Raw genomic sequence first — 25,251 nt, 5'->3', positions numbered from 1 at the left:
AAGATGTGTGCGGGCGCGAACTCACTCACGCACTTCCCGGCGCGAGATAAGCCCTCTCCCGGCGGGAGAAGGGTTGGGGAGGGTACCGGGACGAAGCCCTGACGTATCCCAGCTGCACGCTGCTTCGCACGTACCCTCATCCGGCGCTTTTTTTGCGCCACCTTCTCCCGATGGGAGAAGGAGTGATCAGCGATGAGCTCGGCATGTCACGCGCGTTGCGGCGAATGCGTGGCTGCCTGCACTGGAGCCGGAGCGGTCAGCGCCAACTGCGCGATAGCATCCTGCACCACCTCGGGGACCGTGGCATCCACATCGACCGACACCACGTCCGCCTCGTCCAGCGGAAGCTCCAGCGTCTGCAGCTGGCTGTCGAGCAGGCTGGGTGGCATGAAGTGGCCGGCGCGTGCGCTCAGGCGTGCGGCAATCACATGCGGCGCCGCATGCAGGAACACAAAGCGCATCGGCACGTTGCTGCCGCGCAGCAATTGGCGGTGTGTGTTGCGCAGCCCTGAGAACGCCAGCACCACCGATTCACCGGCCTGCACGCGCTCGCGCAAGGTGGCGGCCAGCAGTTCCACCCACGGCAGACGCATGGCGTCGGTCAGTGGCTGGCCGGCCGCCATCTGCGCGCGTGCGGCCACGCTGTGGTAGTCGTCGGCATCCAGAAAACGGAAGTGGTAATGCGCGGCGAGCGCCTGCGCGATGGTGGTCTTGCCGCTGCCCGAGACGCCCATCACAACGATGGCCATGGGCGAAGCGGACGCGAGCTTGGCGGGTACGGCGGTGTCCATCACGTCAGGTTATATCTCCGGATCGATTCGGCATTCGAGCCGATTTCACGTTGGCGGCAGCCGATGCCTGGTGTAGCGTCGGCGCTCCTTGCCAGGTGAGCGGGCACCCAGCGTAACGGCGTGCCCGGCCGGGTACAACGCATCCGAAGGTCCGTCGATGACGTCAACACCCGCACCGTCTCCTGCATCGTCGCGCCTGCGCTGGCGCGAAAAGTTGGGCTATGGCGCCGGCGATCTGGGCCTGAATCTGTATTGGGCCAACATCTCGGCGTTTCTGCTGATCTTCTACACCGACACCATGCATCTGCCGGCCGCAGCGGTGGGCACGATGATCCTGTTGACCAAGATCGCCGATGCGATCGCCGACCCGGCGATGGGGGCGATCGCCGACCGCACGCGTAGCCGCTGGGGCAAGTTCCGCCCGTATCTGCTGTGGGGTGCGGTGCCGATGGCGGTGACCGGGGTGGTGGCGTATACCACCCCGGACCTGGATCAGAACGGGCGCATGTGGTGGGCCACGATCAGCTTCCTGGTGATGATGCTGGCCTACACCGTGGTGAGCATTCCGTACTCGGCGCTCTCGGGCGTGATCACCGCCGACAGCAAGCAGCGCACCGGTCTGATCAGCCTGCGTTTCATCGGTGCGTTTGCAGGCACCACGCTGGTCAATTACTTCACGATGGATCTGGTGCGTTGGTTCGGCGGCGGCAACGACGCGCTGGGATGGCAGCGCACGATGATGCTGTACGGCGCCATCGCAGTTGCGCTGTTCGTGAGCGTGGCCTTGACGACGCGCGAGCGCGTGCAGCCACCGCCGCAACAGCGCACGCCGGTCGGCCGGGACATCGCCGATCTGCTGCAGAACAAGCCGTGGTGCGTGCTGTTCGTGCTGTCGCTGATCATCATGATCACCATCACCATGCGCGGCGGTGCGGGGGTGTACTACCTCAAGTACTACGTGCAACGTCCGGATCTGGTCGGCTTGTTCTTGGGCTGTTATTCGGTAGCGTTGGGCGTTGGCGCGGCAATCACGCCGCTGCTGACCCGGCACTGGGACAAGCGTCAGCTGATGTGCTGGCTGATGGTGCTCGTCGGCCTGTTGAGCTGTGCGATGTTCTTCGTGCCTGCCGATGCGGTCTGGGCGATCTTTGCGTTGAACATGCTGATCGGCCTGGCACTGGGGCCGAAGTCGCCGCTGGCGTTTTCGATGTATGCCGACAGCGCCGACTACACCGAATGGCGCACCGGCCGGCGTGCGACCGCGATGACCTTTGCGGCGGCGACGTTTTCGCAAAAGCTGGGCGGCGCGCTCGCCTCGGCCGGCATCGCCTGGGTGCTGGCCGGCATGGGCTATGTGGCCAACAGTGCGCAGTCCAGCGGGTCGTTGACCGGCATCGTGCTGCTGCTGACGGTGATCCCGGGCGCGGTGGCGCTGCTGGCTGCCTGGACCATGCGTTTCTATCCGCTGGATGACGGCTTGCTGAGCCGTATCCAACACGAACTGGCCGCGCGCAAGCGCGACGAACCGGAGCATCCCTGACCGTGTCTGCAACGCCTCTTGCTGCTTCCGACGATCTGTCCACCTTGCTGGCGCCCAGCGCCGACGGCGCGCGCTACGCGCTCTACAGCCCGACCGCCATGCCCAATGCCGGCGGCTTTCTGTGGAACCGTCGCATGATGTTGCAGCTGACCTGTCGCGGCTATGCTACCGGCCAGTTCATGCAGCCGGAGCCATCCAAGTACGCACATGCGCCGGTGCTGGAAGCACGCAACTTCATGATGCCCGAGCAGCCGTATTACGCGCATCACCCCGGGCGTTTTTTCTATCTCAAGGACGAAGACAGCGGGGCGTTGTATTCGGTGCCGCACGAACCGGTGCGCGCGCCGCCGCAGGCATTCGAATTCTCCGCCGGCAAGCACGATGTGCGTTGGCGCGTGCAGCATGACGACATCGTGGTGGAGCTGTGCGTGGCCTTGCCCACCGACGATGCGGTGGAACTGTGGGAATGCCGCGTGCATAACGCCTCCGGGCGCGCGCGGCGGTTGAGCCTGTATGTGTATTTCCCGGTCGGCTACATGTCGTGGATGCATCAGTCCGGCGGCTACGAGCCGGCGTTGGGCGGTATCGTCTGCCGCAGCGTGGCGCCGTATCAAAAAGTGGACGATTACTTTCGTCAGCGCGATTTCAAGGACTGCACCTTCCTGTTGCACGAGCAACCGCCTGTGGCCTGGGATGCGCAGCAGATGGCCTTCGAAGGCGAGGGCGGCCTGCATGCGCCTTCTGCCATCCAGGCCGAGCAGCTGGGCAACAGCGAGGCACATTACGAAACGCCCGCCGCCGCGCTGCAGTATCGGCTGACGCTGGACGCCGATGCGGCCAGCGTGTACCGCTTCGCGTTCGGGCCGGCCAAGGACGATGCGGAGATTGCTGCAATCCGCGCGCGCTATCTGTCCGCAGCCGGCTTTGCCGCCGCCGCGCGCGACTACGCGCACTATCTGCAGGGCGGGCGTGGTTGCGTGCAGATCGCAACGCCGGATGCGGCGCTGGACAACCTGGTCAACCATTGGTTGCCGCGGCAGGTGTTCTATCACGGCGATGTCAATCGCCTGACTACCGATCCGCAGACCCGCAATTATTTGCAGGATCACATGGGTATGGCCTACCTGCAGCCGGCCACCGCGCGTGCGGCGTTGCTGCATGCCTTGTCGCAGCAGGAGCCCAGCGGCGCGATGCCGGATGGCATCCTGCTGGTGGAAGGTGCCGAGCTGAAATACATCAACCAGGTGCCGCATACCGACCACTGCGTGTGGTTGCCGATTTTCCTGAGTGCGTATCTTGCCGAAACCGGCGATGCCAGCGTGCTGGAGGCGATGGTGCGCACCCAGGACGGGCAGGTGCTCAGCGTGGCCGAGCGGCTGGATGCGGCCATGCAGTGGTTGCTGGATGCGCGCGATGCGCGCGGCCTGAGCTTCATTGCGCAAGGCGACTGGAACGATCCGATGAACATGGTTGGCTGGCGCGGCAAGGGCGTCTCCGGCTGGCTCACCGTGGCCACCGCCTATGCGTTGCGGCTGTGGTCCGACATCTGCGCCGCGCATGGACGCGCCGCCCAGGCGGAGACATTCGGCCAGGCGGTGGGCACGGTCAATGCCGATGCCAACCGCGAACTGTGGGACGGCAACTGGTATGCGCGCGGCATCACCGACGATGGTGTGCGCTTCGGGATCGCCGACGATGTGGAGGGCCGCATCTATCTCAATCCGCAGAGTTTTGCGTTGCTGGCCGGCACCGCCGATGCCGCACAGCGCGACGCATTGCTGGACGCGGTGCGCGAGCAGCTGCATACGCCGTACGGGCCGGTGATGCTGGCCCCAGCGTATACGCATATGCGCGATGACGTGGGCCGCTTGACGCAGAAATGGCCGGGCGCCGCTGAAAACGGTGCGGTCTACAACCATGCGGTGGCGTTCTACCTGTACAGCCTGTACCAGATCGGCGAAGCCGACCGTGCCTGGGAGGTCCTGCGCGCGATGCTGCCGGGCCCGACCCGCGAGGACGTGTTGCAGCGCGGTCACCTGCCGGTGTCGTTGCCCAACTACTACCGTGGCGCCTGGCACCAGTATCCGCGCACGGCCGGGCGGTCCAGCCAGCTGTTCAACACCGGCACGGTGGCCTGGGTGTATCGCTGCGTGCTGGAAGGTCTGTTCGGCCTGGTCGGCGAGGGCGATGCGTTGGCGATCCGCCCGCAGCTGCCTTCGCATTGGGCCGATGCGCAGGTGACGCGGCAATTTCGCGGTGCGCAGTTCGAGGTTGCGTTGACGCGTGAGTCGGGGCGCACGCAGGTCGAGGTCGAGGTGGATGGCGCTCCCTGCCCGGACCAGCGCGTGCACGGCATCGTTGCCGGGCGCACGTATCAGGTGCGCGTGCGTCTGCCGGGCTGAGCGGGCGTCTGCGGCTGTTGTCGCCAGCGGTCCTTACCCGCGGCCCTCACCCGCGGCCCTCACCCGCCCTTCGGGCACCCTCTCCCCCAAGGGGGAGAGGGGACGTTGCCGGCAGTTTTGAGATTGTCGTTGCGAGAGCCAAAGGCAAAGGCAAAGCCACAGACAAAGGCAAAGCCACAGCCACAGCCACAGCCACAGCCACAGCCACAGCCACAGCCACAGCCACAGCCACAGCCAAAGCCACAGCCACAGCCACAGCCACAGCCACAGCCACAGCCACAGCCACAGCCACAGCCACAGCCACAGCCACAGCCACAGCCACAGCCACAGCCAAAGCCAAAGCCACAGCCAAAGCCAAAGCCACAGCCACAGCCACAGCCACAGCCACAGCCAAAGCCAAAGCTACCGACACCGACACCGACACGGCCAAAGCCAAAGCCACCGCCACAGACAGCGGTGCAGACAGGGCTACAGACAGGGCTACAGCTACAGCTCAAAGCTAACGCTCCAGGCCAGATCCGGGATCGAGAAGCCTGAAGCCAACAGCCGGCAAAACGGGCGGCCGGCCTTCCGCTTTCATCTGCGACGCTTCCTTCCCCCGCCTGCGGGGGAAGGTGCCCGAAGGGCGGATGGGGGCAGCCAGCCCTCCAGCCGTCCACACGCCGCGCCCCGCTGCCCAATCCACCGCCAGAAGCGTCCCGTCGCCCACGCGCTGTTCCCCACTGCGTAAACTCCCAGGCTCGCATCGCGCCGCCTAGGAACGCCCGTTGGTCTCAAGCTGGATCCTGTTGCTGGTCTCCGTCGGCTACGCCGCACTGCTGTTCGGGGTGGCGTGGTGGGGCGACCGTCGGCCGATGTATCCGGAGCGGCCGTGGCTGCGCCCGGCGGTCTACAGCCTGGCGCTGGCGGTGTACTGCTCGTCGTGGACGTTCTATGGCGCGGTGGGCTCGGCGGTGCGCAACGGCATCGGTTATCTGCCGATCTATCTCGGCCCGTTGCTGTTGCTGCTGTTCGGCTGGCGCATCATCGAGCGGCTGGCGCTGATCGCACGTGCCGAAAACACCGTCTCCATCGCCGATTTCATTTCCTCGCGTTACGGCCGCTCGCGGCGGCTGGCCGCGTTGGTGGCGGTGATCGCGCTGGTCGGCATCGTCCCGTATCTGGCGCTGCAGTACAAAGCCGTGGCGATGAGCCTGGAGGTGCTGACCGGGCATAGCAGCGCCGGGCGCGGGATCTTTGCCGATCCGGCGTTGTATGTGGCGCTGCTGATGGCGTTGTTCGCCACCTTGTTCGGCACCCGCCAGGTGGATGCCACCGAGCACCACCACGGCATGATGCTGGCCATCGCGCTGGAGTCGGTGATCAAGCTGATCGCCATCGTGGCGGTGGGGCTGTTTGCGTGGCTGTGGCTGAGCGATCACCAGCTGCGCATCGCCGATTCGGCGCGCACCTTGTTCGAGCACACACCGTCGGTGGGATTCATTTCGCAGACGCTGCTAAGTTTTCTGGCGGTGATCTGCCTGCCGCGGCAATTCCATGTGGCCGTGGTCGAATGCAGCGATGTGGGCGACATCCGTCGCGCGCGCTGGTTGTTCGGCGCGTACCTGGTGATCATTTCGGCGATGGTGGTGCCGATCGCCTCGGCCGGCATCGCCTTGTTCGGCAAGGGCAGCGCAGTGGTGGACGATGCGGTGGTGCTGGCCCTGCCGCTGAGCCAGGGCAACACGGTGCTGGCGTTGGTGGCCTACGTGGGCGGATTTTCCGCCGCCACCGGCATGGTGATCGTCGCCAGCATCGCGCTGGCCACGATGGTCAGCAACGATCTGGTCATGCCGGTCTTGCTGCGTCGGCGCGGCAGTGCCGATGCGCGCGCCTCGGTGGCTTCGCGGGTGCTGTGGATCCGCCGCGTCGCCATCCTGCTGCTGGCCCTGATCGCCTATGGCTACCACCGCAGCGTGGCCAACGACACCACGCTGGCGGCGTATGGCTTGATGGCGTTCGCGGCAGTGGCGCAGTTCGCACCCGGCCTGATCGGCGGGTTGTACTGGCGCGGCGCCAGCCGCAAGGGCGTGGAAACCGGCATGGTGCTGGGCTTTGCGACCTGGATCTATACGCTGCTGCTGCCGGCGGCCACGCGTGCGGGCTGGTTGCAGCCGGAGTGGCTGGCGGACGGGCCGTTCGGCATCGCCTGGTTGCAGCCGCAGCAACTGTTCGGCATGCGCGGGTGGGACCCACTGGCGCATGGCACGTTCTGGTCGCTGCTGATCAACGTCGGCGCGATGATGCTGGTGTCGGCGCGCTGGCGTCCCGGCGTCAACGAGCGCCTGCGCGCGGCACCGTTCCTGGACCCGTACGCGCAGCGTCCGGCAGTGGCCGGCGACTGGCCCGGTCATGTGCGGGTGGCCGACCTGCAGGCGCTGGCCGAGCGCGTGGTGGGCGAGCGGCATGCGCATCGCGCCTTTGTCGATCAGGCGGTGCTGCTGGAGCGCGAGCTGCAACCGACCGTGGTCGCCGACCGCGCCTGGGTGCAGTTTACCGAGCGCCTGCTGGCCGCCTCGATCGGCGCGGCCTCCGCACGCCTGGTGCTGACCAGCCTGCTGCGCGGCTCGGGCATGGACCTGGGCGAGGTGGTGGCGGTGCTGGACGAAGCCGGCCAGGAGCTGCGCTTCAATCGCGAGATCCTGTCCACCACGCTGGAAAACATCAGCGCCGCCGTCAGCGTGGTCGACCCGGAGATGCGCCTGACCGCGTGGAATCGGCGCTATCAGCAGCTGTTCGGCTATCCGGACGGCATGTTGTACGTCGGCCGCCCGGTCGCCGACCTGATCCGCTACAACGCCGAGCGCGGCGAGTTGGGCGAGGGCGATATCGAAGACCAGATCGATCGCCGCATCCGCTACATGCGCGCCGGCTCGCCGCATGTGTTCGAGCGCACCCGCAGCGACGGCAAGGTGATCGAAATGCGCGGGCAGGCGCTGCCCGGCGGCGGCTACGTCACCAGCTACAACGACATCACCGACTACAAGCGGGCCGAGCGCGCGCTGCTGGATGCAAACGAGAACCTGGAGCAGCGCGTGGCCGATCGCTCGCGCGAGGCCGAGCTGGCGCAGCAATCCAAGACGCGCTTTCTGGCCGCCATCAGCCACGACGTGCTGCAGCCGCTCAACGCCGCGCGCCTGTTCGCCTCGGCCCTGCGCGAGAGCCATCAAAACAACGAAGAACAGCGGCATCTGGCCGAGCGCGTGGATGCCTCGCTGCGTGCGGCCGAGGAATTGCTCGACGGTCTGCTCGACGTCTCGCGGCTGGATGCCGGCGGGCTGCGGCCGACGGTGGAGGACTTCGACGCCAGCGCGCTGATGCACGAGCTTGCCGCGCAGTACGCACCGGTGGCGGCCAGCCGCGGCCTGCAGCTGCAGGTGCACAGCCGCCCGATCTGGGTGCGCAGCGACCGCCGCCTGCTGCGCCGCGTGATGCAGAACTTCCTGGCCAATGCGCTGCGCTACACCCGCCAGGGACGGATCGTGCTGGGCATGCGCGGACGCGGCACCCAGGTGGAATTGCAGGTGTGGGACACCGGCCCGGGCATCCCCGAGCACCACATGCGGCAGATCTTCGAAGAGTTCCGCCGCTATCAGCAGCCGTTCGACTGGGGCGAGCAGGGCCTGGGGCTGGGGCTGTCGATCTGCCAGCGCATCTCGCGTCTGCTCGACCACGACCTGAGCGCACGCAGCCAGGTGGGCCGCGGCAGCATGTTCTCGATCCTGCTGCCGCGCGTGGCCGCCGTGCCAGTGGCGCCGCTATTGCCGGCGCCTGCGGCGCGCGCGTTGCCCAGCGGCGATTCGCTGGCTGGCCTGCGCGTGCTGTGCGTGGACAACGACCGCGAGATTCTCGACGGCATGTGCGCACTGCTCGGCCGCTGGCAAGTGGAAGTGATCACCGCCAGCACCGTGGATCAGGCGCTGGAGCGCGCGCGCGAACAACCGGACCTGATGCTGGTGGACTATCACCTGCACGACCGGCTCGACGGCCTGGACACGCTGGATGCGCTGCAGGCCGCCGCATCGACACCGATTGCCGGTGCCTTGCTCACCGCCGATGGTCGCGACGAGCTCAAGCAACTCGCGCGCGAACGCGGCTACCGCCTGCTGACCAAGCCGGTAAAACCGGCTTCGCTACGCGCGTTTCTCAGCGCGTATCACGACGCGAAAAAACGCTGAAGGCTAGTTACCCGAATGCAGTGCAGGAGCGTGCCTGCGCGGCGAGCCATGGTCGATCACGCTCGTCGCGCTCAAGTGCGCTCCTACGAAAAAACGGTGGCATGATGCGATCAGAACGCATCGCACCACGCCGGGTTGATCCAGCAATTGAGCGTGCGCACACGATGGTCGCAATGAGTTCGAGCAACCTGCGCACGAACGCGGTGATCGCTTGCTGACCAAACCGGTGGAGCCTGCCGCGCTATGGGCGTTCCCGAGTGCGCATCACAATGCGAAAAGCGTTGAGCCAGCGCATTGCGTGCAGTACCGCGATATGCAGAGATGCACGCATTGATTAAAGTGCGGTACTGCCTCACGCGCGAACAGCAAGGCCATGCGACGTAGGAGCGCGCTGGCGCGCGATGAGGCTTTATCGATAAAGCCGCATCGCGCGCCAGCGCGCTCCTACGATGCATGGCTATTTACGCAGCGCCGCTCAAGTGTTCGTAGAGAATGACGCTGCCAACGATCACCAGGATCACGCCGCCGAGAATCTCGGCGCGTTTGCCGATCAGGTTGCCGAGCACGCGGCCCAGCATGATGCCGGCGGTGACCATGCTGAAGGTGCACAGGCCGACCACCACGGCCACCACGCCGATGTGCACATCCAGAAACGCCAGGCTCACGCCCACCGCCATCGCATCGATGCTGGTGGCAAAGCCGGTGGCAGCCAGGGCCAGCAGGCCATTTTTCTTCGGAGCATCGGCCGACGCATCGGCGTCGTCGGGATCTGCACGCAGGCCGGCCACAATCATGTGCAGGCCCAGGCCGCCGAGCAGCACGAAGGCAATCCAGTGATCGAACGCACGCAGGTGGCTGGACGCGGCGCGCCCCAACAGCCAGCCGATCACCGGGGTGATCGCCTCAATACTGCCGAAGATCAGACCGGCCCGCAGCGCATCGCGCCATTGCGGTTTGCGCATCGCCGCGCCCTTGCCGATCGCTGCGGCAAACGCATCGGTAGACATCGCAAAACCGATCAACACAATGGAAAAAGGAGACATCGACACTCTCGGGTTGGGCACGATCACAACGGCATGCGCCCGCGCCAACCGTCGTCGTACGCGCATGCCGCTGGTCTCGCCAAACCACGATTGGTTGCCTGCACCACGGCGCAATGGCCGAGTATGTTGACGCAGGCGCTTTCGATGAACGAAAGCAGGCTACTCCCCAAGGGGCGCGCAGTGTAACAACGCAAAACCCGCTTTCGGGCGTTTTGCCCGCACGCGAAGGTCGGTCTGATCTTTATAGCCGTGGCTATGCAGCGGCAGTTTGCGGGGTGCAACCGCAGTAGGACGGTTGGCAAAAACATGAGTGAGCCCACGGCTCGATGGTTGTGCTGTCATCGTGTCGGCTGCACCTGCTGGCGACCCAGCAGGGCGCGAACAGTCTCCAGTTCCACATCCCGGCCGTCCTGCAGATCCTGCACGGTGATCTGTACCGGCACGTCCGGCACTACGCCGCGATCGGGTTGCGCGCTGGTTGGAACCTGCCCGACCGGCGGCAGATCCACTTCGATCTTCGAGTTGGGCATGTGCAAAAAGAAAAACGCGCTGCCGTTGATGCCGCGCAGGTTGCCACCGGTGGGTTGGCCGACCAGCGTGCCCACACCATTGCGTTGGAGTTGCTGCGCAAACTCGAAGGTGGCCGAACTGTTATCGGCGCTGGTCAATACGAACACCCGGCCGCTGTCCATCGCCAGCGTCCAGGCCGGTGCTGCTGTCGCGTACACGCTGGGGGCGCCATCGCGTTGCGCTGTGTCGTGTCGATGCCGTTACCCGTAGCGCGCGTTGCACGGTTGTACCGGGCGTGCGCACCTGCGGCACCGGGTTGGCGGAAATCTGCGGAAACAGCAGCGGCAGATACACATCGAAGGCATCGATGCGCGCAAGCCCCAGCACCTCCATCCGTGCAATGCGCTTGGCGTCGTTGCTGCCGTGTTCGAGTTCGGCGCGCAGGTCGGCGAAGCGTTGTGCGATCTGCTGTTCGGTCGCTTAGCGGTACAGGCCCGGATGCAGCGCGCCATAGGCCTGTTGCAGCACATCGATATCGGCCAGCAGCGCCGGGCTGCGTGCTGCTAGTGCAGCCCGCTGGAAATCTCGGCGGTTGCCGCACGCAGTGCTTGCAAGGCCGCTTGCGGGCTCACCAGTGCGGGGCGCCGTTCGATGAAGGGGACCGTGAGCGTGTAGGCGGCACTGCCGCCTTGCAGGATCGGCGCGGTCAGATCGACCACGCCTACCACCGCTTCGCTGGGTTGCATGGCGTAGCCATCGCGGCGCGCCTGCGCGGCGGCGGCCAGGAATTGCGCGCGCTCGAACGGCACCTCGCTGGCGTCGAGCATCTCCAGCCAGCGCGCCTGCACGTCCGGCTGCTGGAAGGCGAACAACACCAGCCCGGAACTGGAATGGGTCAGCGGGCGGCGATGGCCCGGGCGCACCACCAGGCCAAGGTCGCTGGGCACGTCCATCTGCGCGATTACCACGATCTGGTCGCCGGACGGCGCCACCAGGTGGCAGGGTTGATAGATCGCATCGGCCAGCCGCCGCATCACCGGCAATGCCGCTTCGCTGATGCTCTGCACGGGCGGCTGCTGCATGCCGAGCATGAACAGCCGGTTGGTCAGCACGTAGTCGCCTTCGCCGTCGCGGGTGAGATAGCCGCGCTCCTCCAGCACCTGCAGCATGCGGAAGATCTCCCCGCGCGAGCGGCCGATGCCTTGCGAGATCGCGCCCATGCTCATCGGCTGCGCCTGGCGGGCGAGCAGTTCGAGGATATCAAGCCCCTTGTCCAGGGCCGGCGCGCGGTACTTGGCAGGTTCGGGGCTCATCCGTTTGCGGTTCCAGGCAAGGTGCGGCGCGCCAGGGTACAGGCATCGCCGGCACGGGTCAGGTTGGGTGCTCGCGTGCAAATATAAACAAAGATTTTATATTTGCATGGCGTTGGCGTGCGCAGTACGCTCGCGGGATTGCAACGCAAGCGCCACAGCCTTGGGAGGGGATCGGTCGCATGCATCACAGTGACATTGCCGCGTCACCGCGCGGCAACCTGGCGCGTACCGCCATGGTTCCCCTGTTGTTGATCGTCAGCCTGTTCTTTTTGTGGGGCATGGCCAACAACCTCAACGACATCCTGATCAAACAGTTCAAGAAGGCGTTCGAGCTGAGCGACCTGCAGGCCGGGCTGGTGCAGAGCGCCTTCTACATGGGCTATTTCGTGTTCGCGATGCCGGCGGCGATGTTCATGCGCCGCTACAGCTACAAGGCCGCGGTGGTGCTCGGGTTGCTGCTGTATGCGTGCGGGGCGTTCCTGTTCTACCCGGCTGCGCAGGTGCATACGTACTGGTTGTTCCTGCTGGCCCTGTTCGTGATCGCCAGCGGCCTGGCGTTTCTGGAAACCACCGCCAATCCACTGGTCACGGTACTCGGCCCGGCCGACGGCGCGGCGCGCCGGCTGAATCTTGCGCAGGCGTTCAATCCCCTGGGTTCGATCACCGGCGTGCTGGTCGGCCAGCATTTCATCTTCTCCGGGGTGGAGCACACGCCGGCCGAACTGGCCGCGATGGCGCCGGCCGCGCGCGAGGCATTCTTTGCCGCCGAATCCTCCGCCGTGCAGATGCCGTATCTGATCATCGGCGCGGTGGTGGTGCTGTGGGCGATCCTGATCGCGCTGGTGCGCTTTCCCACCGGCGCGCCGGAGAGCGACAGCGGCGTGGCGCCCAAACGCGCACGCTTCGGCGAACTGCTGCGCAATCGGCGCTTCATGTTTTCGGTGGTGGCGCAGTTTTTCTACGTGGGCGCGCAGGTCGGCATCTGGAGTTATCTGATCCGCTACCTGCAGGACGCGGTGCCGGGCACGCCGGAAAAAACCGCTGCCACGTATCTGACCATTTCGCTGGTGTTGTTCATGGCTGGCCGCTTTATCGGCACTGCGTTGCTGCGCTATCTGGCGCCGGCCAAGCTGCTGGCGAGTTTTGCCGCGATCAACCTGGTGCTGTGCGCGGTTGCCATCGCGTTGCCGGGCTGGGCCGGGCTGTACGCGCTGGTGGCTGCCAGTGTGTTCATGTCGGTGATGTTCCCGACCATCTTTGCGCTGGGCCTGGATGGCATGCACGACGATGCGCGCAAACTGGGCTCCTCCCTGCTGGTGATGTCCATCATCGGCGGTGCACTGCTCACCGCAGTCATGGGCGCGGTGTCGGACATGGCTGGCATCCACTGGGCGATGGTGGTGCCGGGCGGGTGCTTTGCGGTGATCCTGCTGTTTGCGTTGCGCGCACGTCGCGTCATGCCTGCACTTGCCGGAGCCTGAGCATGCCGCGTCTTTGCTATGTACTGGATCTGCACGACGATGCGACGTTGATCGCCGAGTACGAGCGCTGGCATCGGCCCACCGAGGTCTGGCCGGAAGTGGTGGCCTCGCTACAGCAGGCCGGCATCCAGGAACTGGAGATCTTTCGCAGCGGCGATCGGCTGGTGATGCTGATGGAGGTGGGCGATGACTACGATCCGGCGGCCAAGGCCACGCGCGATGCGGCCGATCCTCGGATCCAGGCCTGGGAAGACTTGATGTGGCGGTTCCAGAAACCGCTGCCGGGCAGCGCGGCTGGGGAGAAGTGGCGCGAGGCCGGACGGATCTTTGCGTTGAGTGCGGCGATCGACGCGCAGCGCTAGCGGTGCCCTCATCCGCCCTTCGGGCACCTTCTCCCGCTTGCGGGAGAAGGGAGCATTCGTTCGGCCGGGAGAAGGGGGGCATTCGTTCGGCGGGGCTGCGGTCCGGCCGGCCTGGCGATATCGGGTGGGCGCGTCTGTGTCTGCATCTTCGGCCTGGCAAACGGCAGCACGCTGCGGACGCCCGACGGTGGGTACATGGTGCGCAAGCGCATAACTCACCTGAGCCAACGCCAATCACACCCTTCTCCCGCGCGCGGGAGAAGGCGCCCGCATGGCGGATGAGAGGCTGAGTGCTCAGTCCTTGCCGTTGCCGGCCAGACCGTCGACCCAGCAACGTTCACCTGGATGGCTGAGCCGTTCCGTCCGGATCGTAGTCCCGGCCAGACACCCGTTCCCTTCTCCCGCAGGCGGGAGAAGGTGCCCGTAGGGCGGATGAGGGGCTGAGTGCCCAGTCCTTGCCGTTGCCGGCCAGACCGTCGACCCAGCAACGTTCACCTGGATGGCTGAGCCGTTCCGTCCGGATCGTAGTCCCGGCCAAACAACCGCTTCCTTCTCCCGCAGGCGGGAGAAGGTGCCCGTAGGGCGGATGAGGGGCTGAGTGCTCAGTCCTTGCCGTTGCCGGCCAGACCTTCGACCCAGCAACGTTCACTTGGATGGCTGAGCCGTTCCGTCCGGATCGTAGTCCCGGCCAGACAACCGCTTCCTTCTCCCGCAGGCGGGAGAAGGCGCCGGCATGGCGGATGAGAGGCTGAGTGCTCAGTCCTTGCCGTTGCCGGCTAGACCTGACCCAGAAACGTTCACCTGGATGGCCGAGCCGTTCCGTCCGGATCGTAGTCCCGGCCAGACAACCGCTTCCTTCTCCCGCAGGCGGGAGAAGGTGCCCGTAGGGCGGATGAGGGGCTGAGTGCTCAGTCCTTGCCGTTGCCGGCCAGGCCGTCGACCCAGCAACGTTCACCTGGATGGCTGAGCCGTTCCGTCCGGATCGTAGTCCCGGCCAGACAACCGTTTCCTTCTCCCGCAGGCGGGAGAAGGTGCCCGTAGGGCGGATGAGGGCTGCGTGGTCAGCCCTTGGCGTTGCCGGCCAGATCTTCGACCCAGAAACGTCCGTCCGGATAGCTGAACTCCGCGATCGACGACGCATGCATTTCAGCCGAGAAACCCGCCGCCTCCGGGGCCAGATAGCGGCCGTGCCGGATGCGCACCGGGTTCAGGAAGTGCTGATGCAGATGGTCGACGAATTCGATCGCGCGGTCTTCCATCTGGCCGGTGATGGCCACGAAGTCGGCCATCGCCAGGTGCTGCACCAGTTCGCACAGGCCGACGCCGCCGGCGTGCGGGAACACGCGGACATTGAACTTGGCGGCCAGCAGCAGGATGGCGAGGTTTTCATTGACCCCGCCGACGCGCGCGGCATCGATCTGGATCAGGTCGACCGCACCGGCCTGCAGCAACTGCTTGAACACCACCCGGTTCTGGGTGTGTTCGCCGGTGGAGACCGGCACCGGCGTGATGCCCTGGCGGATCGCGGCGTGACCGAGCACATCGTCCGGGCTGGTGGGTTCCTCGATCCAGGCGATGTCGAATTCGGCCAGCTGGCGCATCCAGTCGATCGCCGGGCCCACGTCCCAGCGCTGGTTGGCGTCCACCGCCATCGCGATGTCCGGGCCGATCGCCTCGCGCGCCAGGCGGCAGCGGCGGACGTCGTCCTGCACGTTGGCGCCGACCTTGAGCTTGATGGTGCGGAAGCCATCGGCGACGGCTTCCTTTGCCAGCCGCACCAGCTTCTCGTCGGAGTAACCGAGCCAGCCGGGCGACGTGGTGTAGGCCGGATAGCCTTGCTCGATCAACTGCGCGGTGCGCTGTGCGCGCTGCGGCTGCGCGGCGCGCAGCATGGCCAGCGCTTCATCGCGGGTGAGCGCGTCGGTGAGGTAGCGGAAGTCGATGGTATCGACCAGCTGCTCGGGCGTGAGTTCGGCGATAAAGCGCCACAGCGGTTTTTTCGCCGTGCGTGCGGCCAGATCCCAGGCGGCGTTGATCACCGCGCCGATCGCCATGTGCATCACGCCCTTTTCCGGGCCCAGCCAGCGCAGCTGCGAGTCGTTGGTGAGCCGGCGCGCGAAGCCGCCCAGGTCGGCGATGACCTCCTCGACCGACAGGCCGACCACATGCTCGGCCAGAGCGGCCACCGCAGCGGTCTGCACATCGTTGCCGCGGCCGATGGTGAACACCAGGCCATAGCCGGCCAGGTCATCCGGCGCATCGGTGCGCAGCACGACGTAGGCGGCCGAGTAATCGGGGTCGGGATTCATCGCGTCCGACCCATCGAGCTCGCGCGAGGTGGGGAAGCGGACGTCGTGGGTATCGAGGGCGACGATGGTGCTCATGAAGGTCCTGGGCGATGGAAGCGGGAAATGGAAAAACGGGCCAAAAAAGCGTGAGCGCAGAGCTGCGCTTGCGCCCCTCTCCCACCGGGAGAGGGGTTGGGGTGAGGGAACGAACGCGTAGCGCCGGCAGTGTTGAAGCGCTGCAGTGACACATCCGTTTGCAACACAGATCAGCAAATCACCAAACGATCAACGACGCATCGATATCAACGCGCTCCGGCGCGTAGTCGTTCAACGTGCCGCCACACCCCAGCAAAAGATACGCATGACGCATCAACACAAGCGCCGACACGTCACGTCCAACAACAACGCGCGACAGCGCGACGAATTGTTCGGAGACGTCGCTACGTCCCCTTAACCCCTCTCCCGAGGGGAGAGCGGCTTCAGGCTGCGTCGTGTGGATGCATTGCCACGTGCGTTGAGCGCCACTTGGGACGCAACGGTACCGAAATCCTGGAAAGGGAAAGGAGCCTCAGGCCGCATCGCGCGGATGCGCCACCACCGGCTGACGCTGGCGACCCAGTCCTTCGATCTCCAGTTCCATCAGATCGCCCGGCTTCAAATACACCGGCGGCTTCTGGCCCAGGCCCACACCCGGCGGGGTGCCGGTGCTGATCACATCGCCCGGCATCAGCGTCATGTAGCGGCTGATGTGGCTGACCAGTTCGGCCACGCCGAACACCATCGTGCGGGTGCTGCCGTTCTGGTAACGATGGCCGTTGACCTCCAGCCACATCGACAGGTTCTGCGGGTCCGGCACTTCATCGCGGGTGACCAGCCACGGGCCGATCGGGCCGAAGGTGTCAGCGCTCTTGCCCTTGACCCACTGGCCACCGTGCTCAAGCTGGAACTCGCGTTCGGACAGGTCGTTGATCACCGCATAGCCGGCCACGTGGTTCAGCGCCTCGTCCACCGACACGTCGCGTGCGATATCGCCGATCACCACGCCCAGTTCCACTTCCCAGTCGCTCTTGACCGAGCCGCGCGGGATGATGACGGTGTCGTTGGGGCCGCACACGGCGGTGGTGGCCTTCATGAAGAGAATCGGCATCTTCGGCACGTCCATGCCCGATTCGGCGGCGTGGTCGGCATAGTTCAAGCCCACGCAGATGAACTTGCCGATGCGGCCCACCGCGGCGCCATAGCGCGGCTTGCCCTCGATCAGCGGCAGGGTGGACAGGTCCACTGCGCGCAGCTTTTCGAGGCCGGCGTTGGTGAGGTGCTCACCGGCGACATCGTCGATCACGCCGCTCAGGTCGCGGATCTGGCCTGCGGTGTCGATCACGCCGGGACGTTCGTGGCCTTCGGCGCCAATACGTACGAGTTTCATGCAGTCTTCCTTTGCAGGGGAGGAATCGGAGCGAGCAGCCACCTGTTGCACGGTGTATCGGCAGGGGCTGGACGACGCGCTCGGAACAGGAATGTCGGTGATGCGTGCTGGCAGGCCGCCTCAGGCATGCGATGCGGCGTCTTGTCAGCAGTCTTCAGCACGGCTGCGAAACCATCGCCAGCGACCATGGGTCTGGCCGTTGCACGGCGGTGTCGTCGGCCGCGTTCAGTTGGACCAGCCCCCGTCGATGATGTGGGTCTGGCCGGTGGTGAAGGAGGATTCGTCCGAGGCCAGGTACACCACCAGCTGCGCGATCTCGCGCGGATCGCCCAGGCGGCCCATCGGCTGGCGGTCGGTGAAGCTCTTCCACACCGCCTGTTCGTCGCCGCCCAGGGCCTGCACGCGCTGGCCCAGCGACGGCGTCTTGATGGTGCCCGGGCAGATCGCGTTGCAACGCACGCCCTGGGCCACGTAATCGGCGGCGATGGCCTTGCTCAGGCCGATCACCGCCGCCTTGGTCACGCCATAGACGAAGCGGTTCGGCACACCCTTGATGCTGGAGGCCACCGAGGACATGTTGATGATGCTGCCGGCACCACGTTCGAGCATGCCCGGCAGCACCGCCTTGCAGGTGTAGTACATCGCATCGACGTTGATCGCGAACGAGCGGCGCCAGGCCGGCTCGTCGCAGTCGAGAATGCTGCCCTGATGCACGTAGCCGGCGCAGTTGAACAGCACATCGAACGGGCCGTGTTCGGCGACCAGTGCGGTAATGGCGGCGGCATCGGTAACGTCGAGCAATTGGGTGGTGATCGCCTGCGATTCGGATGCCAGCGCCTGCAGGGCAGCGGCATCGATGTCGGTGGCGATCACCTGCGCGCCGGCGCGTGCGCAGGCCAGCGCGCTTTCGCGGCCGATGCCGGCGCCTGCGGCGGTGATCAGGCAACGCTTGCCCTGCAGGCGGGTATTGGGCGGGGTGGGAATGGAGACTGTCATACCGATAGGGTTCCGTGGGTGGGGGCCGCCGGCCGTGGCAGACGATAGAACATGCGTGCGTTGTCGCCGAACACCGCAGCGGCGTGTTCGGCGGCATGACGAGTGACCAGCTGCTGTGCGAGATCAAACCACTGCGCGTAATCGGCACGCAGGGTCAGCACCGGCCAGTCGCTGCCCCAGAGCAGGCGCTGCGCACCGAAGCGCGCAAACAGGTGCGCGACATACGGCTCCAGTGCATCGATGCCGGCGCCGCGCGCGGCCTCGGTGAGCAGCCCGGACAGTTTGCAGTGTACGTTGGGGTGCTGCGCCAACGCGGCCATGCCCGCGGCCCAGGCAACGAATTCGCCTGCCGCAATCTGCGGCTTGCCGCCGTGGTCGACGACCACGCGCAACTGCGGATGGCGCTTCAAACGCGCCTGCAGTGCCGGTACATGCACGGCGCGGATCAGCGCATCGAAGGCAAGATCATGTGCCAGCATCGCGTCGAAGGCGGCGTCCAAGGCGGGGCCTGCCAACCACTGCGCATCGGCGATGTCCTGCACCATCGGGCGCAGCCCCTTGAGCGCACCGCCGCCTGCGCGGACCAGGGCGCCGATACGCGCAGCGGCATCGGGTGCGGCAAAGTCCACCCAGCCGACCACGCCGGCAATGCGCGGCGCGTCGTGCGCCAGCTCGAACAGATAACAGGTTTCGGCTTCGGTTGCGGCGGCCTGCACCACCACCACGCTGTCGATACCGGCTGCATCCAGTGCGTCGTCCACATCGTGCGGCGCGAAGTTGCGATACAGCGGCGCAAGCTCCGGCGTCAGCCAGTCGTAATCGCCACGGGCCAGGTGCCAGAAATGCAGGTGTGCATCGACGCGGCTCATGGCGTGGGCAGGTCCGCATCGAGCAGGCCGCCGTTGCGCAGGCGCTGCCATAGCGCAGGCGGGATCGATGCCTGCAACCGCGTGGCGGCCGATTGCACCTCGGCGACGGTGCGCATGCCGGCCACCACGGTGGTCACCGCCGGATGCGCCAGCGGAAACTGCAATGCGGCCGCGCCGATGTCCACGTCGAACGCCGCGCAGGCCGCATACAGACGCTGCGCATGCTGCAAGGTGGTGGTGTCCACAGGGGCGTAGTTATAGGTGGCGCCGGGGCCGCGCGCATCGCTGAGCAGTCCGGAACTGTAGGGGCCGGCCGACAGGATCGACACGCCGTGTTGCTGCGCCTGGTCGAGCAGCGCACGCGCGCCATGCTGTTCCAGCAGCGTGTAGCGCCCTGCCAGCATCACGCAGTCGATCGGGAAGCGCGGCAACACCTCCAATGCCACGTCCTGCTCGTTGACGCCCAGCCCGATCGCCCCGCACGCACCGGATGCCTTCAACTCCGCCATGGCCGGCAAGGCCTCCTCCAAGGCCTGCTGCAGCACATGGGCGTGGTTGTCGCCGTGGGTCAGGGCACCGATGTCGTGCAGCAGCAGCACGTCGATGTAGTCGGTGCCCAGGCGCTCCAGGCTGGACGCGAACGCACGCCGCACGCCGTCGGCGCTGTAGTCGAATTCGGCGCGGCGGCCGGCCACCGCAAAACCGTCGCGCCCCGCCACCGCCTGCGCGTCGTCGTAGACGCAACGGCCGACCTTGGTCGACAGCGTGTAGGCAGCGCGCGGCACGCCGGCCAGGCCACGGCCCAGGCGCGCTTCGCTGAGCCCGTAACCGTAGTAGGGCGCGGTGTCGAAGTGGCGGATGCCGGCCTCGAACGCGCCTGCCACCGCAGCCAGCGCGTCTGCCTCGGCGACCTCCCTGTACAGATTCCCGATCGGCGCAGCGCCAAATCCCAGCGCCGACAGCTGCACCTCGGTGCGGCCCAGGCGTTGCAGTGCCGGCGCGCTCACGCGCGACGCCCGGCGGGGCTGGCGCAGGCGGGGGCTGAATCTGAAAGGCAGCAGCTTTGCATTGCGACGTCCACCAGCCGGCAGGTGCCCGGCTGTTCGCATATGAATATCGCAATCATCAATGAACAGATCACGCTGCAGTGCAGCATGGCGGAGTGAGGCTGGATCGAGGGCGGGATTGGGCGACCGGTGTGGCAGTTCTTGCAGGCCTGGCCTGCCGCGGTGTGGTGGTTGGCTGATCGCAAGATCGGACCCAGCTGGTCGGCCGGATATCGCGTGTTGCATTCCCGGTACCGACGATGCGCTGGCAACAGCGCGTCATCCAGGATGCAGACCGGCAGGGTCGTGGACCAGGGAGCACCCATCCGGGCGCGCGCATTCGCAGGCGCTGCAGTGCCGCTGCCCACGCCAACCCGCGCGACCCTGATCGCGGGCGGGCCCGCTTGCGCAGCGAAGACACGCACCGCAGCGATGCTGGTCCTCCCGCTGCAACGCCAAGAACGTGTTGCTATTTCGAAATCCGAATGCCGCATCACCAGTTCCTATAACGCTGCTTGCGCGGTTGCCTCGTAGCGGCGCGTCAGGCTAGATGGCAGCCCTGATCCGACGAAGCTGATGCATGCCAGACACGACACGGCGGGAGTTGTTCAAGGTGCTGGCCGCAGGCGCATTGGTCGCGCCGCTGCCGGCTGCCGCGCAGGCGCCAGCCATGGGCTGCGCGCATCCGCCGCAGTGGGCGCGCGGCATCGAAGGCCAGCGCAAGGCAGACCTGGGCAACGGCACCTACCTCAATCCCATCGTGGCCGGCGATCACCCGGACCCCACCATCCTCAAGGATGGCGACGACTACTACATGACGTTTTCGTCGTTCTTTTCCTACCCGGGCATCGTGCTGTGGCACTCCACCGACCTGATCAACTGGACGCCGATCGGCCCTGCACTGCGCCAGGAACTGGGCACGATCTGGGCGCTGGATCTGTGCAAGCATGACGGCCGTTACTTCATCTATATCCCGGCCAATCCCGACGACAAGGGTTGGTCGATCTTCGTGATCTGGGCCGATGACATCCGCGGGCCATGGAGCGCGCCGATCGATCTGAACATCGCCGGCTGCATCGATCCCGGCCACGTGGTGGGCGAGGACGGCAAGCGCTATCTGTTTGTCAACGGCATCCGCAAGATCCGCCTGCGCGACGATGGCCTGGCCACCGATGGGCAAATCGAACCGGCCTACGCGCCGTGGCGTTATCCCGACGACTGGGTGGTGGAGAACTTCGCGCCCGAAGGCCCCAAGCTCACCTGGCACGACGGTTGGCTGTATCTGGTGACCGCCGTCGGCGGCACCGCCGGCCCGGTGACCGGGCACATGGTCATCGCTGCGCGCTCGCGCTCGGTGCACGGGCCGTGGGAACACTGTCCGCGCAATCCGCTGGTGCGCACGCTGTCCGAGCAGGAGCCGTGGTGGTCGCGCGGCCATGCCACGCTGGTGCAAGGCCCACGTGGCGATTGGTGGCTGGTCTATCACGGCTACGAAAACGGCTTCCGTACCCTGGGGCGTCAGACCCTGCTGGAGCCGATCGAGTGGACCGCCGACGGCTGGTTTCGCGCCACCGGCGGCGACCTGTCCACGCCGTTGCGCACGCCGGCACGCGCTGCCGCCGGCGGTACGTCCATCGCCACCGGCGTCGCGTTGTCCGATGATTTTTCCACCGACCGATTCGGCACCCAGTGGAGCCTGCACGCGCCCAAGCCGGGCGAGCAGGCGCGCGTGCGGCGGGCCAACAAGGCGTTGACGCTGACCTGCGCGGGCACATCGCCCATCGACAGCGCGCCGCTGACCTGCGGCGTGCCCGATCGCGCCTACGCGGCCGAGGTCACGCTGGAGTTGGTCGGCGATGCCGAAGGCGGCATCGTGCTGTTCTACAACCACAAGGCCTTCGTCGGCATCGGCTTCACCGCCGACACCATGAAGACCTACGAGTATTCCGAAGAACTGGCGTGGGCACGTGCGCCCAATACGCACCGCCGCATCCGCGTGCGGCTGACCAACGATCGCCACGTCGTGAGCTTTGAATATTCGTTCGACGACGGCCGGCAATGGATACGCCACCCCACGCGCATGGAAGTGTCCGGATTCCATCACAACGTGTTCGGCGGTTTCTTGAGCCTGCAGCTGGGCGTGTATGCCGCGCAGCAAGGCGAGGTGGTGCTGCGCGATTTCCGGTACCGCGCGCTGGGCTGATGCGGCTGCTGGTCGCGTCGGGTACGTGGCCGACGCATGCGCCATGATACGGAGGGCATGAGCGAAGGACGGCGCGATTGCCAAGGCCGCGCTGCGGTGTCGGCAATCAGCGCCTGCGAAGAGCCATACATTGCGAAAACGCGCTAAAAACAGCGCATGTCGCGCGCGCCGTCCAGCACGATACCAACCAGGCGGTTGCTGCCTTGCACGCATTGCGCCTTGCATTGCGCACCTGCAAGAAGCGGGGCCACGCGGCCCCGCCTGACGGCTTAGCCGCAGCAATAGCACACGTTGCCTTGCCCCAATTGACCGCCGAATTCCGGACACTCGGCCGCGCATTGCCATGCGCTGCAGGCCTCGGTCGTCGGCTGGGTGTTGCTGCCTGCCATGACCTGAAATGCGCCGAAGCCGGTACTGGCCAGGAACGCCGCTGCCACCAACGCATTGCGTACAGATAACCAACGCTTGTTCATGCACTCACTCCTTCACCGTTGCCAATGCCGCTGGCGCATCCGTGCGGCGCAACGCGGCGACCAGGTCCTGCACCCGCTCCGTGGTATCGAACAGGCCGACATGGGAATGGCGCACGCGCCCCTCCCCATCGACGGCCATCACCAATGGCACATTGCGCGCCCGAAACAGCATCAGCGCGCGGCGGTCGGTCAGCGTGACCACCGGAAAATCGAAGCCATGCACATGCGCGTAGCGCGCTGCCTGCGCGGCATCGCACTGGCACACGCCGAGCAACTGCGGCCGGCCCGGCAAATTGGCCTGTAACTGCCGCGCTGCACGCAGCACGGTGGGCGCCGAGCGCTGGCAATACGGACAGGTAGTGGTGAAAAAGAACAGCACCTGTGCCCGCCCCTGCGGTGCGCCCAGCATGTGGCGCTTCCCATCTGCATCGGTCACGTCGATGCGAGGCACGTACATGCCGTCATACGGCGTGCTGACGCGGGTCTGCAGGAACTGCTGTTGCGCACGCAGCTGTTTGTTCTGCCATGCCAGTGCTGCAATCAGTGCACACGCCAGCAGCAAGCCGATCCAGAGCCAGGGAACACGTCGTGCCATGCCATCTCCGCAAAGCGTCCTGGGAGTCCGAGACTTGCCCGGGCATCAGCTGATGGTCAATGGTGATATCGACAACTGCGATGTCGCGCGGTACGCGGCTGTGGAGGCGGTCACGCCCCTGCGCTTGGGCTTGCCAGTGCCGCGGCCGCCGGCACGGTGCGATTGCGCAACTGCGCGGTGGCATGCGGAGCGATGCCACCGCGCCGCGCCGGTGCGCGACGCATCCATCACCGACGTGATCGCTACTGGACCATGCGCGGCAGGCCCACGACATGCCACACGCATGCCATGCCGCAGCGTGGACATGCACGGTGTCGATTGCCCATGGCGTACAGTCGTGCCCCGCACACGCCAGGCCGCACCTTTCGATGCCTTACTATCTTCCCCTGCTGGCGGTCGCCGCCTGCCTGTTGCTGCCACTGCAAGACAGCCTCGCCGCTGTGCCCGATCGCAACGCGCCTGCCGGCGTTGTTCCAACCTGCATGGCCGATGCGTACAGCAGCTGTCCGTCCTGGATGCCGTCGCAGCGGGAGATGCGCACGGTGCTTGCCGATTATTTCTGCGACGCCGCCGACCGTGGGCTGGTCCGGCCGCGCGTGCGTCGCGTGGTGCGCGCGGAGACCTCGCAGATCACCTGCGCTGCGCTGGGACCGGAAATCAATTCCAATATCGTGTGTGGAGGCGACATGCATTTCATTGGCCCCGACGGCCGCACCGATTTCCTCACCTTCAGCCCGACCATGCATCGCCAGGACGATGGGCGCTATGCGATCTATGAAGGCGATGACGAAAACGGAAACGAGGTGTGGCATGCGCCCTCCCCGCAAAGCGCGTCGAAGGTCTGCACCGGCCAGCCGTTGCGCTGATTGCCATGTGCGGAAATGAGCTCACGTGACGTCTCGCTGCGGTGATCGGTCTGCGCTGACGGTGCGCGCAGCCATTTGCTGCGTCGCGTTCAGTCTTCTTCGGGCGGCGGCAGCACGATGCCGTCGGCATCGATGGCGAGCTTGCCGGCCATCAGCACCGCCTGGGTGCGGTTGGTGACGCCGAGCTTGCGCAGGATCGCGGTGACGTGCGCCTTGATGGTGGCCTCGGACACGCCCAGGTCGTAGGCGATCTGCTTGTTGAGCCGGCCTGCGCCGAGCATCTGCAGTACCCGGAACTGTTGCGGGGTCAGATCGCGCAGGCGCTGGCCGACCTCGCGCTCTTCGCTATCGGTGGGCGGCAGGTTCTGCGCTTCGGCCGGGATCCAGCGCTCGCCATCCAGCACCGTGGCCAAGGCGCGACCGATGGTGTCCGAGTCTGCGGATTTGGGAATGAAGCCGAACGCGCCATGGTCGATCGCACGTCGCATCACCGTGGGCTCTTCGCGTGCGGACACCACCACCACCGGCAACTGCGGATGCAGCGAGCGCATATGCACCAACGCACTGAAGCCCTGCGCACCCGGCATGTTGAGATCCATCAACAGCAGGTCCGCGTCCGGTTGCGCGTCGGCCAGCGTGTACAACGCATCCACGTTGTCGGCTTCGAACAATTTTACGCCCGGCATGACCCGCTGCACCGCCCCGCGCAAGGCCTCACGGAACAGGGGATGGTCGTCGGCGATCAGCAGGGTGGTCATTGAGGGGCCGGGAATCGGGAATCGGGAGTGGGGAATCGGGAATTGCAAAGGCAACAGCAAAGGGCAGAAAGG

Annotated in this window: 19 protein-coding genes, 1 pseudogene and 1 riboswitch; of the genes and pseudogenes, 7 read left to right on the top strand and 13 right to left on the bottom strand. The window is 66.1% G+C overall.

The features are described 5' to 3' along the window. Window positions 1-206: 206 nt before the first annotated feature. Window positions 207-791 carry a gluconokinase gene (locus VZ068_RS20780; protein ID WP_259157874.1) on the bottom strand — a complete coding sequence of 195 codons (585 nt, stop codon included), beginning with the start codon at window positions 789-791 and terminating at the stop codon, window positions 207-209. A gap of 157 nt (window positions 792-948) precedes the next feature. Between VZ068_RS20780 and VZ068_RS20775 the strand changes: the two genes are divergently transcribed. Both VZ068_RS20775 and VZ068_RS20770 read left to right on the top strand, forming a co-directional pair. Beyond that, window positions 949-2,331 carry an MFS transporter gene (locus VZ068_RS20775; RefSeq protein ID WP_259167255.1) on the top strand — a complete coding sequence of 461 codons (1,383 nt, stop codon included), beginning with the start codon at window positions 949-951 and terminating at the stop codon, window positions 2,329-2,331. Window positions 2,332-2,333: 2 nt separating this feature from the next. Next, entirely contained in the window at window positions 2,334-4,733 is a 2,400-nt protein-coding gene (locus VZ068_RS20770) for an NdvB protein (RefSeq protein WP_349656368.1), read from the top strand. Window positions 4,734-4,779: 46 nt separating this feature from the next. Here the strand turns inward: VZ068_RS20770 and VZ068_RS20765 are convergent, their stop codons facing one another. Next, a complete protein-coding gene (locus VZ068_RS20765; protein ID WP_349656367.1) occupies window positions 4,780-5,157 on the bottom strand; it encodes a hypothetical protein in 378 nt (125 codons plus the stop codon). A 343-nt stretch (window positions 5,158-5,500) separates the two neighbouring features. Between VZ068_RS20765 and VZ068_RS20760 the strand changes: the two genes are divergently transcribed. Beyond that, window positions 5,501-8,950 carry a PAS domain-containing hybrid sensor histidine kinase/response regulator gene (locus tag VZ068_RS20760; RefSeq protein ID WP_349656366.1) on the top strand — a complete coding sequence of 1,150 codons (3,450 nt, stop codon included), beginning with the start codon at window positions 5,501-5,503 and terminating at the stop codon, window positions 8,948-8,950. Window positions 8,951-9,411: 461 nt separating this feature from the next. On the opposite strand, the gene VZ068_RS20755 is transcribed toward VZ068_RS20760, so the two are convergent. The 3 genes and pseudogenes from VZ068_RS20755 to VZ068_RS20745 all read right to left on the bottom strand — a co-directional run bounded on the left by VZ068_RS20755 (window position 9,412) and on the right by VZ068_RS20745 (window position 11,816). Beyond that, the gene (locus tag VZ068_RS20755; RefSeq protein WP_259157858.1) at window positions 9,412-9,993 is read right to left on the bottom strand and encodes a manganese efflux pump MntP family protein; all 582 of its coding nucleotides are present in this window, start codon (window positions 9,991-9,993) and stop codon (window positions 9,412-9,414) included. Window positions 9,994-10,039: 46 nt separating this feature from the next. Next, window positions 10,040-10,167: riboswitch (yybP-ykoY riboswitch) on the bottom strand. A gap of 164 nt (window positions 10,168-10,331) precedes the next feature. Then, a pseudogene (locus VZ068_RS20750) lies at window positions 10,332-11,049 on the bottom strand (S41 family peptidase). A gap of 17 nt (window positions 11,050-11,066) precedes the next feature. After that, window positions 11,067-11,816 (bottom strand): helix-turn-helix domain-containing protein, encoded by a 750-nt coding sequence (locus tag VZ068_RS20745; RefSeq protein ID WP_349656365.1) that lies wholly within the window; start codon window positions 11,814-11,816, stop codon window positions 11,067-11,069. Window positions 11,817-11,995: 179 nt separating this feature from the next. On the opposite strand from VZ068_RS20745, the gene fucP reads away from it, so the two are divergent. Continuing rightward, window positions 11,996-13,297 (top strand): L-fucose:H+ symporter permease, encoded by a 1,302-nt coding sequence (gene fucP, locus VZ068_RS20740; protein ID WP_259157856.1) that lies wholly within the window; start codon window positions 11,996-11,998, stop codon window positions 13,295-13,297. A gap of 2 nt (window positions 13,298-13,299) precedes the next feature. After that, complete coding sequence (locus tag VZ068_RS20735; protein WP_349656364.1) at window positions 13,300-13,659, top strand: L-fucose mutarotase; 360 nt, start codon at window positions 13,300-13,302, stop codon at window positions 13,657-13,659. Window positions 13,660-14,720: 1,061 nt separating this feature from the next. Here VZ068_RS20735 and VZ068_RS20730 read toward each other — a convergent pair. The 5 genes from VZ068_RS20730 to VZ068_RS20710 all read right to left on the bottom strand — a co-directional run bounded on the left by VZ068_RS20730 (window position 14,721) and on the right by VZ068_RS20710 (window position 20,245). Further along, a complete protein-coding gene (locus VZ068_RS20730; RefSeq protein ID WP_349656363.1) occupies window positions 14,721-16,043 on the bottom strand; it encodes an L-fuconate dehydratase in 1,323 nt (440 codons plus the stop codon). Window positions 16,044-16,515: 472 nt separating this feature from the next. Continuing rightward, window positions 16,516-17,373 carry a fumarylacetoacetate hydrolase family protein gene (locus tag VZ068_RS20725; RefSeq protein WP_349656362.1) on the bottom strand — a complete coding sequence of 286 codons (858 nt, stop codon included), beginning with the start codon at window positions 17,371-17,373 and terminating at the stop codon, window positions 16,516-16,518. 225 nt (window positions 17,374-17,598) lie between these two features. Beyond that, entirely contained in the window at window positions 17,599-18,369 is a 771-nt protein-coding gene (locus VZ068_RS20720) for an SDR family oxidoreductase (RefSeq protein WP_349656361.1), read from the bottom strand. Next, entirely contained in the window at window positions 18,366-19,238 is an 873-nt protein-coding gene (locus VZ068_RS20715) for an amidohydrolase family protein (RefSeq protein WP_259157821.1), read from the bottom strand. The genes VZ068_RS20720 and VZ068_RS20715 overlap by 4 nt, the downstream gene beginning before the upstream one ends. Further along, window positions 19,235-20,245, bottom strand: a complete 1,011-nt coding sequence (locus VZ068_RS20710; protein ID WP_349656360.1) for an aldo/keto reductase — start codon at window positions 20,243-20,245, stop codon at window positions 19,235-19,237. The genes VZ068_RS20715 and VZ068_RS20710 overlap by 4 nt, the downstream gene beginning before the upstream one ends. 619 nt (window positions 20,246-20,864) lie before the next feature. Between VZ068_RS20710 and VZ068_RS20705 the strand changes: the two genes are divergently transcribed. Further along, entirely contained in the window at window positions 20,865-22,487 is a 1,623-nt protein-coding gene (locus VZ068_RS20705) for a family 43 glycosylhydrolase (protein WP_349656359.1), read from the top strand. A 269-nt stretch (window positions 22,488-22,756) separates the two neighbouring features. On the opposite strand, the gene VZ068_RS20700 is transcribed toward VZ068_RS20705, so the two are convergent. Both VZ068_RS20700 and VZ068_RS20695 read right to left on the bottom strand, forming a co-directional pair. Then, entirely contained in the window at window positions 22,757-22,960 is a 204-nt protein-coding gene (locus VZ068_RS20700) for a hypothetical protein (protein WP_012439607.1), read from the bottom strand. Between the two features lie 4 nt (window positions 22,961-22,964). Then, window positions 22,965-23,528: a TlpA disulfide reductase family protein gene (locus VZ068_RS20695; RefSeq protein ID WP_259158447.1), complete on the bottom strand. Its 564-nt coding sequence runs from the start codon at window positions 23,526-23,528 to the stop codon at window positions 22,965-22,967. A 395-nt stretch (window positions 23,529-23,923) separates the two neighbouring features. Here VZ068_RS20695 and VZ068_RS20690 point away from each other — a divergent pair, with 395 nt between their 5' ends. Continuing rightward, window positions 23,924-24,421 (top strand): hypothetical protein, encoded by a 498-nt coding sequence (locus tag VZ068_RS20690; protein WP_349656358.1) that lies wholly within the window; start codon window positions 23,924-23,926, stop codon window positions 24,419-24,421. A gap of 89 nt (window positions 24,422-24,510) precedes the next feature. Here VZ068_RS20690 and VZ068_RS20685 read toward each other — a convergent pair whose 3' ends face one another. Beyond that, window positions 24,511-25,179, bottom strand: a complete 669-nt coding sequence (locus VZ068_RS20685; RefSeq protein WP_184421286.1) for a response regulator transcription factor — start codon at window positions 25,177-25,179, stop codon at window positions 24,511-24,513. Window positions 25,180-25,251 lie beyond the last annotated feature (72 nt).

It is taken from the genome of Xanthomonas sp. 10-10, assembly GCF_040182365.1.
GTDB classification, from domain to species: Bacteria; Pseudomonadota; Gammaproteobacteria; order Xanthomonadales; family Xanthomonadaceae; genus Xanthomonas; species Xanthomonas arboricola_F.
The sequence above is the reverse complement of the archived record's forward strand: the minus strand, read 5'-3'. Positions and strand labels throughout refer to the sequence as shown.

Bases quoted from the DNA above. Each gene is read 5' to 3' on its own strand.
- VZ068_RS20780 (WP_259157874.1), bottom strand. From the start codon at position 791: ATGGACACCGCCGTACCCGCCAAGCTCGCGTCCGCTTCGCCCATGGCC.
- VZ068_RS20775 (WP_259167255.1), top strand. From the start codon at position 949: ATGACGTCAACACCCGCACCGTCTCCTGCATCGTCGCGCCTGCGCTGG.
- VZ068_RS20755 (WP_259157858.1), bottom strand. From the start codon at position 9,993: ATGTCTCCTTTTTCCATTGTGTTGATCGGTTTTGCGATGTCTACCGAT.
- VZ068_RS20745 (WP_349656365.1), bottom strand. From the start codon at position 11,816: ATGAGCCCCGAACCTGCCAAGTACCGCGCGCCGGCCCTGGACAAGGGG.
- fucP (WP_259157856.1), top strand. From the start codon at position 11,996: ATGCATCACAGTGACATTGCCGCGTCACCGCGCGGCAACCTGGCGCGT.
- VZ068_RS20735 (WP_349656364.1), top strand. From the start codon at position 13,300: ATGCCGCGTCTTTGCTATGTACTGGATCTGCACGACGATGCGACGTTG.
- VZ068_RS20730 (WP_349656363.1), bottom strand. From the start codon at position 16,043: ATGAGCACCATCGTCGCCCTCGATACCCACGACGTCCGCTTCCCCACC.
- VZ068_RS20725 (WP_349656362.1), bottom strand. From the start codon at position 17,373: ATGAAACTCGTACGTATTGGCGCCGAAGGCCACGAACGTCCCGGCGTG.
- VZ068_RS20720 (WP_349656361.1), bottom strand. From the start codon at position 18,369: ATGACAGTCTCCATTCCCACCCCGCCCAATACCCGCCTGCAGGGCAAG.
- VZ068_RS20715 (WP_259157821.1), bottom strand. From the start codon at position 19,238: ATGAGCCGCGTCGATGCACACCTGCATTTCTGGCACCTGGCCCGTGGC.
- VZ068_RS20705 (WP_349656359.1), top strand. From the start codon at position 20,865: ATGCCAGACACGACACGGCGGGAGTTGTTCAAGGTGCTGGCCGCAGGC.
- VZ068_RS20700 (WP_012439607.1), bottom strand. From the start codon at position 22,960: ATGAACAAGCGTTGGTTATCTGTACGCAATGCGTTGGTGGCAGCGGCG.
- VZ068_RS20690 (WP_349656358.1), top strand. From the start codon at position 23,924: ATGCCTTACTATCTTCCCCTGCTGGCGGTCGCCGCCTGCCTGTTGCTG.
- VZ068_RS20685 (WP_184421286.1), bottom strand. From the start codon at position 25,179: ATGACCACCCTGCTGATCGCCGACGACCATCCCCTGTTCCGTGAGGCC.